16 protein-coding genes are annotated in these 12,093 nt (G+C 47.1%); 8 read left to right on the plus strand and 8 right to left on the minus strand.

What is annotated here, in order from left to right; genetic code table 11:
* Positions 1–1,266, plus strand: a complete 1,266-nt coding sequence (gene tolB, locus ICN11_RS01665; protein ID WP_255539853.1) for a Tol-Pal system beta propeller repeat protein TolB — start codon at positions 1–3, stop codon at positions 1,264–1,266.
* A gap of 14 nt (positions 1,267–1,280) precedes the next feature.
* Here the strand turns inward: tolB and ICN11_RS01670 are convergent, their stop codons facing one another.
* Entirely contained in the window at positions 1,281–1,769 is a 489-nt protein-coding gene (locus tag ICN11_RS01670; protein ID WP_216228846.1) for an RES family NAD+ phosphorylase, read from the minus strand.
* On the minus strand, positions 1,766–2,266 hold the full coding sequence (locus ICN11_RS01675) for an antitoxin Xre-like helix-turn-helix domain-containing protein (protein WP_216228847.1): 501 nt from the start codon (positions 2,264–2,266) through the stop codon (positions 1,766–1,768). Before ICN11_RS01675 ends, ICN11_RS01670 begins: the two co-directional genes overlap by 4 nt.
* A 174-nt stretch (positions 2,267–2,440) precedes the next feature.
* Here ICN11_RS01675 and pal point away from each other — a divergent pair, with 174 nt between their 5' ends.
* From pal to queC, 3 genes are read left to right on the plus strand one after another with little or no spacing between them, the layout of a single operon-like run.
* Entirely contained in the window at positions 2,441–2,941 is a 501-nt protein-coding gene (gene pal, locus ICN11_RS01680; protein ID WP_015420453.1) for a peptidoglycan-associated lipoprotein Pal, read from the plus strand.
* Positions 2,942–2,946: 5 nt separating this feature from the next.
* A complete protein-coding gene (ybgF, locus tag ICN11_RS01685) occupies positions 2,947–3,678 on the plus strand; it encodes a tol-pal system protein YbgF (RefSeq protein ID WP_216228848.1) in 732 nt (243 codons plus the stop codon).
* Between the two features lie 12 nt (positions 3,679–3,690).
* Positions 3,691–4,431 carry a 7-cyano-7-deazaguanine synthase QueC gene (gene queC / locus ICN11_RS01690; RefSeq protein WP_216228849.1) on the plus strand — a complete coding sequence of 247 codons (741 nt, stop codon included), beginning with the start codon at positions 3,691–3,693 and terminating at the stop codon, positions 4,429–4,431.
* A 6-nt stretch (positions 4,432–4,437) separates the two neighbouring features.
* On the opposite strand, the gene ICN11_RS01695 is transcribed toward queC, so the two are convergent.
* The 6 genes from ICN11_RS01695 to ICN11_RS01720 are packed head-to-tail and all read right to left on the minus strand — an operon-like array spanning position 4,438 to position 8,125.
* Positions 4,438–5,055 carry a riboflavin synthase gene (locus ICN11_RS01695; RefSeq protein WP_216228850.1) on the minus strand — a complete coding sequence of 206 codons (618 nt, stop codon included), beginning with the start codon at positions 5,053–5,055 and terminating at the stop codon, positions 4,438–4,440.
* A gap of 35 nt (positions 5,056–5,090) precedes the next feature.
* Complete coding sequence (gene ribD / locus ICN11_RS01700) at positions 5,091–6,206, minus strand: bifunctional diaminohydroxyphosphoribosylaminopyrimidine deaminase/5-amino-6-(5-phosphoribosylamino)uracil reductase RibD (RefSeq protein WP_216228851.1); 1,116 nt, start codon at positions 6,204–6,206, stop codon at positions 5,091–5,093.
* 47 nt (positions 6,207–6,253) lie between these two features.
* Positions 6,254–6,844, minus strand: a complete 591-nt coding sequence (locus ICN11_RS01705; RefSeq protein WP_255539844.1) for a GspH/FimT family pseudopilin — start codon at positions 6,842–6,844, stop codon at positions 6,254–6,256.
* Positions 6,841–7,170, minus strand: a complete 330-nt coding sequence (locus ICN11_RS01710) for a hypothetical protein (RefSeq protein ID WP_216228852.1) — start codon at positions 7,168–7,170, stop codon at positions 6,841–6,843. The genes ICN11_RS01705 and ICN11_RS01710 overlap by 4 nt, the downstream gene beginning before the upstream one ends.
* Positions 7,167–7,817, minus strand: a complete 651-nt coding sequence (locus ICN11_RS01715) for a hypothetical protein (protein ID WP_216228853.1) — start codon at positions 7,815–7,817, stop codon at positions 7,167–7,169. The genes ICN11_RS01710 and ICN11_RS01715 overlap by 4 nt, the downstream gene beginning before the upstream one ends.
* Positions 7,814–8,125 (minus strand): hypothetical protein, encoded by a 312-nt coding sequence (locus ICN11_RS01720; RefSeq protein ID WP_216228854.1) that lies wholly within the window; start codon positions 8,123–8,125, stop codon positions 7,814–7,816. Before ICN11_RS01720 ends, ICN11_RS01715 begins: the two co-directional genes overlap by 4 nt.
* Positions 8,126–8,256: 131 nt before the next feature.
* Between ICN11_RS01720 and ribBA the strand changes: the two genes are divergently transcribed.
* From ribBA to ICN11_RS01740, 4 genes are all read left to right on the plus strand, one after another.
* Positions 8,257–9,408, plus strand: a complete 1,152-nt coding sequence (gene ribBA / locus ICN11_RS01725) for a bifunctional 3,4-dihydroxy-2-butanone-4-phosphate synthase/GTP cyclohydrolase II (protein WP_216228855.1) — start codon at positions 8,257–8,259, stop codon at positions 9,406–9,408.
* Between the two features lie 17 nt (positions 9,409–9,425).
* On the plus strand, positions 9,426–9,941 hold the full coding sequence (ribH, locus tag ICN11_RS01730) for a 6,7-dimethyl-8-ribityllumazine synthase (RefSeq protein WP_015420440.1): 516 nt from the start codon (positions 9,426–9,428) through the stop codon (positions 9,939–9,941).
* 8 nt (positions 9,942–9,949) lie between these two features.
* Entirely contained in the window at positions 9,950–10,444 is a 495-nt protein-coding gene (gene nusB, locus ICN11_RS01735) for a transcription antitermination factor NusB (protein ID WP_216228856.1), read from the plus strand.
* A gap of 160 nt (positions 10,445–10,604) precedes the next feature.
* Positions 10,605–12,077: an NAD-dependent succinate-semialdehyde dehydrogenase gene (locus ICN11_RS01740; protein ID WP_216228857.1), complete on the plus strand. Its 1,473-nt coding sequence runs from the start codon at positions 10,605–10,607 to the stop codon at positions 12,075–12,077.
* Positions 12,078–12,093: the final 16 nt, after the last annotated feature.

The following is a 12,093-nucleotide window of genomic DNA, read 5'->3' on the forward strand; positions in this document are numbered from 1 at the left end:
ATGTTTACAGTGATGCTGTCAATCACTGGATTGAGCACACCCGCTGTAGCACAAATGAATATTGAAATCACTGGCGTAGGGCAATCGCTCTACCCCATCGCCGTGATGCGCTTCAAAGATGAGAACAAACTTCCTACCAGTGTTACTGAAATTATTCGCCAAGACTTAGCGCGCAGTGGTTACTTTAAAAATACTGAAAATGGTAATGCGAGTGAAAGCGATGAAGGCACACCAAACTACAAATCCTGGTCGGCTCGTGGTGCGGATGCTTTGGTTCTTGGCTCGGTAGTGCAAACTGGTGCTTCTCAGTTTGAGATTCGCTACAAGTTATTTGATGTTCGGAAGTCCGAGAGTCTTGGCGGCTTAAATATTAATTCCAGTGCCGATAATTTACGTGCAGCTGCGCACAAAATTGCTGATGACATCATCTACAAATTATTGGGTGAGCGTGGCATCTTCTCAACACGCCTTTCCTACGTCATTAAAGAAGGCAAGCGTTATCGCTTAGTCATCTCCGATGCGGATGGTCAGAACATTCGCAATGCTATGAATAGTGGTGAACCTATCATCTCCCCATCATGGTCACCAGATGGCAAGAAAGTAGCTTATGTATCTTTTGAAGATCGTAAGCCCGTCATCTACGCTCATGAACTCGCTACTGGTCGTCGTATTTCTCTCTCAAATCAAAAGGGCAATAACAGCGCACCTGCTTGGTCGCCTGATGGCAAGAAATTGGCCGTATCCCTCTCCAAAGACGGCAACACCCAGATCTACGGCATTAATGCGGACGGCACCGGACTACAACGCCTCACGCGCGGCCGCACCATTGATACTGAACCACAGTACTCCGCAGATGGTCGCTACATCTATTTCACGAGCGATCGTGGTGGCAATCCACAAATCTATCGTATGAGTGCTGAGGGCGAACAAGTTGAAGGTGCAAAGCGCATTACTTATAAGCAAGGCTTTGTGACTTCACCGCGCATCTCTCCTGATGGCAAGTATTTGGCTTATATCGCTAATATTGGCGGGGCATTCCGTCTTTACATCCTTAACCTCGCTACAGGCGACTCGCAAGCCCTTACTGATGGCACTAGCGATGAATCCCCCTCCTTCGCTGCAAATGGTCGCTATGTGCTGTATTCCACCAAAGTCGGCGGCAAACGGGTCTTGGCGGCAGTCTCTGTGGACGGCAACTCTAAGCAGGTACTCAGCATTCCAGGATCCGATGTGCGTCAGCCATCCTGGGGCCCCTTTATGGATTAAGACTGATGAATGTATTAGGTCTGACCCACTAAACGTGGGTCATAAGAAAACTGTTCAATTTTCTTTGCTTTAATCAGTTTTATATCTGGATGCAAGGGGTTAATTAATACATTGCTTGCTTGTGGAATTACAACGGAAGGTACCAATAACAAGGCACTTGCGTTTGATTGCAGCCACTTCTGACCCTTCTCAATGCTGGCAGTTCCAGCCGGCAATGCATCCCAACCAATGCCAGCCGTTTTAGCATTCAAGCTCTTAGCCAAATTCCACACTCTCGTCGGGATATCAATTCGGACCAGATAGCGGGTTAAGGGAAGCCCTTGCGCATTGATATGCACCAGAGTTTCCAGGCAAGCAAGTGCGATGGACTCCGAGGTATACAAGACGGGTGTTCCTTTTTTATTCCATCTTCCACCTGATTTTTTTGCGCCCTCCCCACTAAGATCATCGGCCTTAAACATGGGAGCATCGAGCGCGATTCTCCAAACTGCCTGAACACTCATGCGTATGCTCCAGTTTGAATTTTGGCAAGGAGATCAGAAATCATCTCTTGACCAGAAACTGTATCTAAATAGGCTGAAGGCTTCTCGCCACCCAATGCTGGGGAAGGCTTTTCAAGCCAACTTGCCACCCACTTAGCAGCGTCAAAGCCATCTGGGTTTCCTGACTCAGCAATCATTGATTCCACCTGCCCCACCAGCTTAGCCATACCAATTAAACGCTCGCCCTGTTCAATCGGCAGCATTTGATTTGCGACGGATTTTTTATCAATGGTCGACTTCGGTAAGTTCAAGAACTTAAATAAGGTTTCCTTTGTAATTCCCATGGAGTCAGAAATGACGCTGATATATCTGGCGGGAATCCCATCTCGAATCAACTTGATGCGATCCATAGGCTCAACTCGATAAATAGTGGCAAAAGATAGATCCTGTTGATCAAACCCCGCTTGGGGTTTATGAAGCACTTTCGTCGCAGTCTTTTTTGGGATTACGCCAGGCATATTAAATTCCTCATGTGAGGATTTATTTTACCTCATTTGAGTAAAAGTAAAAGCATCCACAACTGCTTTAGGCTACTGCACACGGTAATTTCCATTCAAATTCAGCGGTCTTGGGGGCATAATATTGGCTATTAGCTTATTTAATAGCCTCGTTTGTAGGAAAAAGGAAAGATCATGAAGATTTCTATCGCACGCCGTGCCGCAACATTCACCCTCGTAGGTGTAACAGCATTATTTTTGGCCGCTTGCTCAAGCGTCAAATTAGATGATGTTGATGGCGCCAATGGTGGTGGCAGTGGCAACTTCGGCTCACAGCCATGGAATGATCCAAGCAGCCCACTCTTCCAGCGTAGCGTCTATTTTGATCTCAACGAATACACTGTTCAGACCAAATATCAGAAACAATTATCTGCACATGCCAGCTTCTTGAAGGCTAACCCAAAGCAGAAAATCATTATTCAAGGCAATACCGACGAGCGCGGCACAGCCGAATACAACTTAGCATTGGGTCAACGTCGTTCAGACGCAGTACGTAAGTCACTTAATTTAATGGGCGTCTCTGATGACCAAATGGAAGCCGTGAGCTTTGGTAAAGAGAAGCCCAAAGCAGAAGGTGACAATGAAGCCGCCTGGGCAGAGAATCGCCGTGCTGATATTGTTTACATCACGAACTAATGCTCATGCGTAAGCCAAATCACTCTTTTAAACAAACGCTCTCACGAGCGTTTTGTTTAAGTGCCATCACTATTTTTCTAGGGATGTCCAACAGTGCCTGGGCACTCTTTGCTGACGATGATGCGCGTAAGGCTATTCTTGACTTACGTAAGTCTCTAGCAACTACGCAAATGGATTTACAAAACCAAATTGAGAAGCTCAAAGCGGACAATGCGGAATTACGTGGCAAGGTAGAGAGCCTGGAGAAGCAAGGTGAAGATATCAGCACCAGCCAAAAAACGTATTATCAGGATTTAGATAACCGTCTCGGGAATTTTGAGCCTCGCACCGCCACGATTGAAGGTGTTAGTGGCACAGTTCAACCGAATGAGAAAAAAGCCTACGACGATGCATTGAAGGCTTTTCAGGCAGGCAACCTCAAAAAGGCGGATGAAGGATTCTCCGCATTTGCTAACCGCTATCCGAAAAGCCCTTATTTACCATTAGCGCTTTTCTGGAGCGGTAATAGTAAATATGCCAACAAAGATTACGCTGGCGCAATTGCGCAGTTACAAAGCTTGATTAAACGCTATCCAACTCATCCCCGTGTTCCCTCTGCGATGTTGACACTCGGAAATTCGCAATTGGAAAGCGGCAACAAAGCAGCAGCCAAAAAAACATTCAGCGAGATCATTAGTAAGTACCCAGATACTGAGTCAGCAAAAGATGCTCAGCAGCTGAACGCTGCAATCAAGTAAGTTCCGCTCGCCATGTCTTTTCTATCTGCCGCGTTTCAGAATATTGCTCCCCGCAAACCAAATGCTCCTGCAGTTATTTTGTTTTCTGGCGGATTAGATTCCAGCACGATTCTCGCGCTTGCAAAAGATCTTGGCTACGCACCCTATGTTTTATCAGTAGGCTATGGGCAACGCCACTCCTCAGAGCTGGCTGCAGCAAAACATATCGCAAAAAAAATGGGGGTTATTCGTCACGAGGTCGTGAATTTAGATCTCACTCGTTTTGGTGGCTCTGCATTAACTGACTCCACAATTGATGTGCCCATTACTCCCGGCAAGGATCAAGAGATCCCCGTCACTTATGTACCGGCACGTAATACCATCCTGCTCTCACTCGCTTTAGGCTGGGCAGAATCATTGGGTGGATTAGATATTTTTTATGGCGCTAATGCAGTGGATTACTCTGGCTACCCTGACTGCCGCCCAGAATATGTTGCCTCATTTGAAACGATGGCTAACCTCGCCACCAAGGCTGGGGTTGAAGCTATCAATGATGACAATCGCTTTCGGGTTCACGCGCCCATCATCAGTATGAGCAAAGCGGAAATCATCCAGCTAGGAACCACGCTAGGAGTGGATTACTCGCAAACTGTTTCCTGCTACCAAGCTAATGACTTAGGTGAAGCTTGTGGTGAGTGCGAATCTTGTCGCTTAAGGCAGGTAGGCTTTAAGCAAGCAAATCTGAATGATCCAACTCGCTATCAGAAAAAGTAATTCGGTTTACTTTATTTGAGCTTCCAGCATTCGTGCCACATAACGCGCGATCAAATCAACCTCTAGATTTACTGCATCACCCTGCTTGAGCTTACCTAATGTCGTGTTCTCAAGAGTATGCGGAATGATATTGATATCGACTAAGCAAGCATCTTTAGTGTCATGCGTTTGATTGACCGTCAGTGAAACGCCGTTCACTACGATCGAGCCCTTATAGGCCAAGAATGAAGCTAGCTCTTTGGGCGCTTCAATCTGCAGCAACCATGAACCATACGCATCTTTAGCCACGGCAGCAAACTGCGCTACCTTACCGACACCATCAACGTGACCACTCACTAGGTGACCACCCAAGCGATCATTGAGGCGAAGCGCCTTTTCTAGATTTACAGGGCCCACTTTATCGAGACCCACCGTCTTATTTAACGACTCGCGAGAAATATCCAATGCAAAAGTATTGCTAGTCAATTGAGTAGCAGTCATGCATGCACCTTGAATAGCAATGCTGTCACCTAAAGCAACATCATCGAGATAGCCTGTCGGCACTTCTACCAATAAATGTAAGCCATCGCCCTTTTCTTGAGCGCTTTTGATATTGCCAACGGCAGTAATAATTCCAGTAAACATAGTGAGATTTTAGCTTGTAATACTTTTAATAAAAATTAGGATTTGATGAGACGTATACGGATATCAGAGCCAAATCTATCTTGATCGATCATTTGCCAATCTTGACGTTGATCCAATGCCCCCAAGGGTGAAATGTTTGCCATACCAATACCCTCACCAATAAAGAAGGGGGCATAGTAGAGGAGTAGCTCATCGACACAATGTTCGCGGAGCAAAGAACCATTCAATTTAAATCCGGCCTCGACATGGATTTCATTCATGTGGCGTTCTTGAGCGAGGTACTGAAAGAGTTTAGGTAAATCTACTTTGCCGTGAGCGTTGGCCATGGCAATCACTTCAATACCGAAGGCGTCAAAGGCTGCAGCCTTTTCTTTTGCAACTGGGGAGTCTAATGAGGCGCAAACTAGAATGACTCCAGATTGATCCAACTGCTTGAGCACCTTGGAATGCAGTGGCGTCTCTAATTTAGAATCCACAATTACCCGCCATGGCTGACGCTCCGTTTTTACTTCTCTGACATTGAGAGTTGGATCATCCTCTTTAACGGTACCTACGCCGGTCAAAATGGCACAAGCTTGAGCGCGCCAGTGATGACCATCGGCTCTTGCAAGTGGTCCTGTAATCCACTGGCTCTGGCCATTGGGGAGTGCCGTCTTCCCATCCAAGCTGGCAGCAATTTTCATCCGCACCCAAGGCAAACCTCGCATCATCCGAGAAATAAATCCTCGATTAAGCGCTTTTGCCTCTGCTTCTAACAAACCACAACGCACCTCAATTCCTGCAGCCTTCAATCGCTCTAAGCCCTTACCACCCACCAAAGGATTTGGATCAGACATAGCGGCAATCACCATGGCTGGCTGCGCCTCAATCAAGGCATCAACACAAGGTGGAGTTCTGCCGGTATGGTTGCATGGCTCTAAGGTGACATAGACTGTCGATCCAGCGGGATCCAAGCCTTTCGCCTTCACATCCGCCAATGCCTGAACTTCGGCATGAGGACCGCCCACTCTTTGGGTATGGCCTCGCCCAATCACCTGTCCATCTTTGACGATGACACAACCTACCCGAGGATTGGGATTGGATAGATAAAGGGCTTTTTGAGCTTCAGCCAAGGCTTCACTCATCAATTGATGGTCAACAGCGGTATACATGGGTCTATTAAAACCGATTGTGGGCAGAAGCAGCAAATTTACCCGTCCTACTTACAGGCTTTGGAGTCCTTATAAGGATCGCAAATTCTCCAGCGGCCACCACTACCCAGAATCAACTGTCTTTCCAAGCTTGCATCTTGCTCATGACCCAATACCAGGCGATTAGCCACAAAGCCGCCCTGCCCAGTTTTAGCGGCACCAGCAGCATTGAACAAAATCCCCCGTTTTGAGCTGTGCGGATCTATAAATTGTTTACCCCCACCCTTAAAGTAGATGGGCGCAATATCCCCCTGAGAAAACCAATTGCGCTCCACACAAGCCGATGAGGCGCGCTTGTTTGAACAGGCATTCCTCACCGCCCATCCCTCATCCCACAGATTGCCACTTATAGGCGCAATCTGAATAGGAATACCAAGAATGAGAGCCTGCCCTCGGGCAAATTGCGCATGCGCAATAAAACGTCGGGCAATAGTATCGATTTCTCGAACGGCCATGTAGTACTGAAGTGTCGGCATCGACATCACTGCCATGATCGTAATCAATAGCACCACAGCCATTAACTCCAGCAAACTCCCACCGCGCTCATTTACTAAGCACTTCACTTCATTTGCATTCTGGTTTTCATTCATGCGATTCATTCAAATTCTTGGCGCCAATTTAAGCGGGTGGCTTGTTTAGTCTTTTCATCCAGAGAAACTAAGATCTGGAGTGTGGGTTTTTCTTTAGTTGAAATTAACCAGAGATTTTTTCCTGCAGATTGAATATGGCAAGCGGAGTGATTGAGTACGGCAATATTCCCTAAATACTCCTCACACTCCAAAAGCGCTTTTTCAGATGCAATGAATTTTCTTCCTGAGTCGACTGAAGCATGAAGACTGATGAGCTCCAGCGCAACAGAACGCTCCAAGATGTTTACCAAGGAAGCTAGCAGCATCAATAGAGATAAGACCCAAGCAATAATCACGAGAGATTTCTTGTAGAAAAAGTACGCTCAAATATGCGCTGAATCTTTGCGCCATCAGTCATTTCTAATTTCACCCTGAATGTCTGTGCACCCGCATCAGATGGCACTACGGTCTGTGTGCTAGCCTGTATAGGCTCGATTGATAAACGGTTAATACCATTCATTAAGGTAGTGTTTTGTAAGCGTCCTTGGCGATCCAGAGACTGGCAAATAAGTGAGCCGCCATTCACACGCATACCCTTGGGAATGCTTGCCTGTCGATCCACCATAAATCCATGTTGAGCTAAATTCTGCTTGCTACGCTCTTGAGTAATAACGTTACCAATGCAATCAAAATCCACCCCTCGAGAAACTTCATGTTTCACCATAATGGAATCTGAACTTTGAAATCCCACGCCCTTCTGAATTTGAATGAAACTGTATTTTGATTTTTCCATTCTCTTGGCGCTTAGAGTGGGTGCATTCCGATATCCCGCCATCCGAATAGAACGACCAATCAATTCCAGAGCGCGATCCGCTTCAAGTGCGAGTGATTGGGTTTTCTCAAGCTCAATTTGTTTGGCGATCAGCTCCCCACTATTTTTTAATAGCGGCCCCACCAAGATAAGACATAGCGCGAATCCAACGAGACATTCCAACAAGCTCATTTGAAAGACTTAGTGCGCAAACGCACTTTTGGCATATCCGTTATTGAAACAATTTTTGCTGCTTTGGCTTGGGCAATCTCATGTTGATCTAACTCTTGATGTATTTGCACGCGCTTTTCCCTTAATTGCCCCATACTCAGCACCAATTTTTGATAGGTATTGCCCAAGCTGATCCAACTGGTCACTACCAAGGTCATTGCCACCAGGACCTCTAGCAATACAAAGCCATGACTTTGTCCACCTAATTCATGAACATTAGCGGGTCTCTTGTTCGCTTTCTTGACGGATCCAGGCGGAATGTTGGGCATGGGCCATTTTCCAAGGTCATATCAAGTGGAAATAGGCTTTAGATGGGCGCTAGTCGTCAGAAAAGCTGGATATTGAGCTAAGGATGCCAAGTGGGACCCAAAAACCCCTCCTCAGCTTAAAATAGAGGGCTATGCAAAATACTCTCGCCTCCACCGAAGAAATCGTTGCTGACATGAAAGCCGGCAAGATGGTGATCTTGGTCGATGAAGAAGATCGCGAGAACGAAGGCGATTTAGTACTCGCTGCTGACCATGTCACCCCTGAAGCAGTCAATTTCATGGCCAAACATGGTCGTGGACTGATTTGCCTCACTTTGACGCGCGAACGTTGCCAACAAATTAACCTACCTTTGATGGTGCGTGATAACGGCACTTCAATGGGCACGAATTTCACAGTCTCAATTGAAGCAGCTAGTGGCGTCACCACCGGAATCTCAGCAGCTGATCGTGCCCACACTATCAAAACTGCGGTTGCCGCTAATGCAAAGCCCAATGACTTAGTTCAGCCAGGACATATCTTTCCGTTAATGGCGCAGCCAGGTGGCGTATTGATTCGCTCTGGCCACACAGAAGCAGGTTGTGATTTAGCCGCCATGGCGGGCTGCTCGCCTACCGCCGTCATTTGCGAAATCATGAAAGACGATGGCAGCATGGCACGTTTGCCAGATTTGCTAGAGTTTGCAAAAGAACATCAATTAAAGATTGGCAGTATTGCAGATCTCATTCAATATCGTAGCCAACATGAAAGCATTGTGGTGCGCGAAGGTGAGCGTGAGTTTGTGACGCCTTGGGGTAAGTTCCAAGGCATCGTCTATCGCGATACACCAAGCTCATGCATTCACTTAGCTTTGGTTCATGGCAAGCCTTCAGAGAGCACAGAAACTTTAGTACGTGTACACGAGCCCCTTACAGCATTAGATTTCTTGGATGCCAATGTGAGCACCCATTCTTGGCCACTCGCCCACGCACTACAAAAACTTGCTTCATCACCGGCTGGTGTCGCTGTTTTACTCAATGCATCTGGCATTGCCGCTCCCGGCGATGCAGATTGGCTGGCGCAGTTTCACAAGCTCAATGGTACGCACTCAGAAAATACCGAGACACCGCCGGCTCGCAAAACCGATTTCCGCACTTACGGTATCGGCGCGCAAATCCTCAAAGATCTGGGCGTAGGAAAAATGCGTTTGCTAGCCAATCCAAGTCCAGTACCAAGCCTATCTGGATATAAGCTGGAAGTGACTGGCTACACCCCTTTTGCATCTAATCTTGAATCGAATTTATAAGTTATTCCGAAAGCATCATGAATACATCAAACAATGAATCCGCAGTAGGCGTATTGGCTAGCGATCTAAATGGTCAAGACTTACGGGTTGGCATTGTGCAAGCGCGCTTTAATGAAGAACACTGCGTTGCACTCACTACTGCATGTATTGAAGAACTCATCAAGTTAGGCGTCTCTCAATCTGATATCAAGTTAGTCACTGTGCCGGGCGCATTAGAAATTCCATTTGCACTGCAAAAGTTAGCTGAAACAGGTGAGTTCGATGGCTTGGTTGCGCTAGGCGCCATCATCCGTGGCGAGACTTATCACTTTGAACTCGTGTCGAATGAATCTGGTGCTGGCATCACCCGTGTTTGCCTAGAGTCTGGATTACCAATCGCGAATGGCGTCCTCACCTGCGAGACAGATGAGCAGGCTCAGGTTCGCGTTCAAGTAAAGGGTGCCGATTGCGCAAAAGCCGTAGTTGAAATGGCCAACTTAGCATTAGCCCTCACACCAGACATTGATTTTGAAATCAATCCTAGCGAAGAATAAAGATTGATATGACTAAAACCCCTGCAACTGCACAAGCCCCTGTAGCTAGCGCACCAAAGCGCTCCCTCACACCACGTCGCCGTGCTCGTGAATACGCCTTACAGGGCGTCTATCAAAGCCTGGTGATGCGTCGCGCAGGTAGCCTGCCAAATGCCGCAGCCATCGCCAAACAGTTAGCTGAAGATCCTGGCTTTCGTCGCTGCCAGCATGACTTGTTTCAGGGCATCTTTGCTGGCGTATTAGAACGTACAGATGAACTCGAAGGCATCATCACTCCTGCGCTAGATCGCCCTATTAATGAGCTCTCACCTGTAGAGCATGCCGCTTTGTTAATTGGCGTGTATGAACTGGCTATGGATTTATCTGTGCCATACAAAGTGGCTATCAATGAGGCTGTAGAACTTGCCAAGACCTTTGGCGGTACCGATGGCCATAAATACGTCAACGGCGTACTAGACCTCTTAGCTCAAAAACTCCGCAGTACAGAGATTCAGGCAGGCTAAGTCAAGATGAGCTAATCCGTCTAAAGACAGCCCACCAACCCCTGCACTCCTTTCAGAGTCCAGGGGTTTTTCATTACCTTTGCTTGAGGGATAAAATTAATTGATCAAATACATTAAGCTACTAAACATCAATAGCTAGAACGATTTTGGAGACTTTGTCATGCAAAAGATAGATATTCGTAAGTTACTCAAAGATCCAAGCCTTTTTAAAGAAGAGGCCTTCATTAACGGTGGTTGGGTAAAGACTGCCAATACCTTCGCAGTGACCAATCCAGCTACCGGCGAAGAAATTGCTCAAGTAAGCAATCTTGAGCCAAAAGATGCAGAGCTAGCCATCCAGGCTGCAGAGAGCGCTTTCCAAGAATGGAAAAGTAAAACTGCCAAAGAACGCGCTAGCGTCATGCGCAAATGGTTTGATCTTGTTATTCAAAATACGCAAGACCTGGCCACCCTCATGACCCTAGAGCAAGGCAAGCCCTTAGTGGAGGCAGCCGGTGAAGTAGCCTACGGCGCCTCATTTATTGAATGGTTTGCAGAGGAAGCAAAACGCGTAGCAGGCTCTATTCCAAGTACGACATGGAGTGATAAACGCCTCATCGTCATGAAGCAACCGATTGGTGTCTGCGTGGCGATTACGCCCTGGAATTTTCCAATTGCGATGATTACCCGCAAGATTGCACCAGCAATGGCTGCAGGTTGCACGATTGTTATCAAACCAGCTGAGCTAACTCCACTGTCCGCCTTGGCTCTAGCTGAACTTGCACAGCGCGCTGGTGTCCCAGCTGGCGTGGTCAACATTCTGACGGCAGATGCCGATCAATCGATTGCGATTGGTAAAACGCTCTGTGCTTCACCTGTAGTGCGTCACCTCTCATTTACTGGCTCCACAGAAGTGGGTCGCATTTTGATGGCGCAGTGCGCGCCTACCGTAAAAAAATTAGCACTCGAGCTTGGTGGTCATGCGCCTTTCATTGTGTTTGAAGATGCAGATATCGATGCAGCAGTCTCTGGTGCAATGGCATCTAAGTATCGTAATTCTGGTCAAACCTGTGTTTGCGCAAATCGCTTCTATGTACACAAGAATGTCCTCGATCAATTTGTGGAGAAGTTTGCTAAAGCCATTCAAGTGATTAAGGTGGGTAACGGCATGGAAGCCGGCACTACTCAAGGCCCGCTGATTGAACAAGCAGCACTAGAGAAGGTGGAGAAACATATGGCTGATGCGCTTAGCAAAGGCGCAAAGCTCATTAGCGGCGGAAAGCGATCTTCCTTGGGCGGCACTTTCTATGAGCCAACGATTTTGTCTAATGTCACTAATGACATGCTCATTACTTATGAGGAAACCTTTGGCCCAGTAGCCCCCATCATTGCCTTTGAAAGTGATGAGGAAGCAATAAGATTGGCGAACAATAGCCAATTTGGATTAGCCTCCTACTTTTACAGCCGAGATATTGGTCGCATCTGGAAGGCGGCTGAAGCATTGGAGTACGGCATTGTGGGAGTGAACTCAGGAATCATCTCTAATGAAGTGGGTCCATTTGGAGGGGTAAAGCAATCGGGCTTAGGGCGTGAAGGGAGCATCTACGGCATGGATGAGTATCTTGAGCTCAAGTACGTTTGCTTGGGACTGTAAGAGCAAGGATTACGGC

The organism is Polynucleobacter sp. 78F-HAINBA (assembly GCF_018882325.1).
Lineage (GTDB): Bacteria > Pseudomonadota > Gammaproteobacteria > Burkholderiales > Burkholderiaceae > Polynucleobacter.

Coding starts and splice junctions, on each gene's coding strand:
- tolB (WP_255539853.1), top strand. CDS start 1: ATGTTTACAGTGATGCTGTCAATCACTGGATTGAGCACACCCGCTGTA.
- ICN11_RS01670 (WP_216228846.1), bottom strand. CDS start 1,769: ATGAGTGTTCAGGCAGTTTGGAGAATCGCGCTCGATGCTCCCATGTTT.
- ICN11_RS01675 (WP_216228847.1), bottom strand. CDS start 2,266: ATGCCTGGCGTAATCCCAAAAAAGACTGCGACGAAAGTGCTTCATAAA.
- pal (WP_015420453.1), top strand. CDS start 2,441: ATGAAGATTTCTATCGCACGCCGTGCCGCAACATTCACCCTCGTAGGT.
- ybgF (WP_216228848.1), top strand. CDS start 2,947: ATGCGTAAGCCAAATCACTCTTTTAAACAAACGCTCTCACGAGCGTTT.
- queC (WP_216228849.1), top strand. CDS start 3,691: ATGTCTTTTCTATCTGCCGCGTTTCAGAATATTGCTCCCCGCAAACCA.
- ICN11_RS01695 (WP_216228850.1), bottom strand. CDS start 5,055: ATGTTTACTGGAATTATTACTGCCGTTGGCAATATCAAAAGCGCTCAA.
- ribD (WP_216228851.1), bottom strand. CDS start 6,206: ATGTATACCGCTGTTGACCATCAATTGATGAGTGAAGCCTTGGCTGAA.
- ICN11_RS01705 (WP_255539844.1), bottom strand. CDS start 6,844: ATGAATCGCATGAATGAAAACCAGAATGCAAATGAAGTGAAGTGCTTA.
- ICN11_RS01715 (WP_216228853.1), bottom strand. CDS start 7,817: ATGAGCTTGTTGGAATGTCTCGTTGGATTCGCGCTATGTCTTATCTTG.
- ICN11_RS01720 (WP_216228854.1), bottom strand. CDS start 8,125: ATGCCCAACATTCCGCCTGGATCCGTCAAGAAAGCGAACAAGAGACCC.
- ribBA (WP_216228855.1), top strand. CDS start 8,257: ATGCAAAATACTCTCGCCTCCACCGAAGAAATCGTTGCTGACATGAAA.
- ribH (WP_015420440.1), top strand. CDS start 9,426: ATGAATACATCAAACAATGAATCCGCAGTAGGCGTATTGGCTAGCGAT.
- nusB (WP_216228856.1), top strand. CDS start 9,950: ATGACTAAAACCCCTGCAACTGCACAAGCCCCTGTAGCTAGCGCACCA.
- ICN11_RS01740 (WP_216228857.1), top strand. CDS start 10,605: ATGCAAAAGATAGATATTCGTAAGTTACTCAAAGATCCAAGCCTTTTT.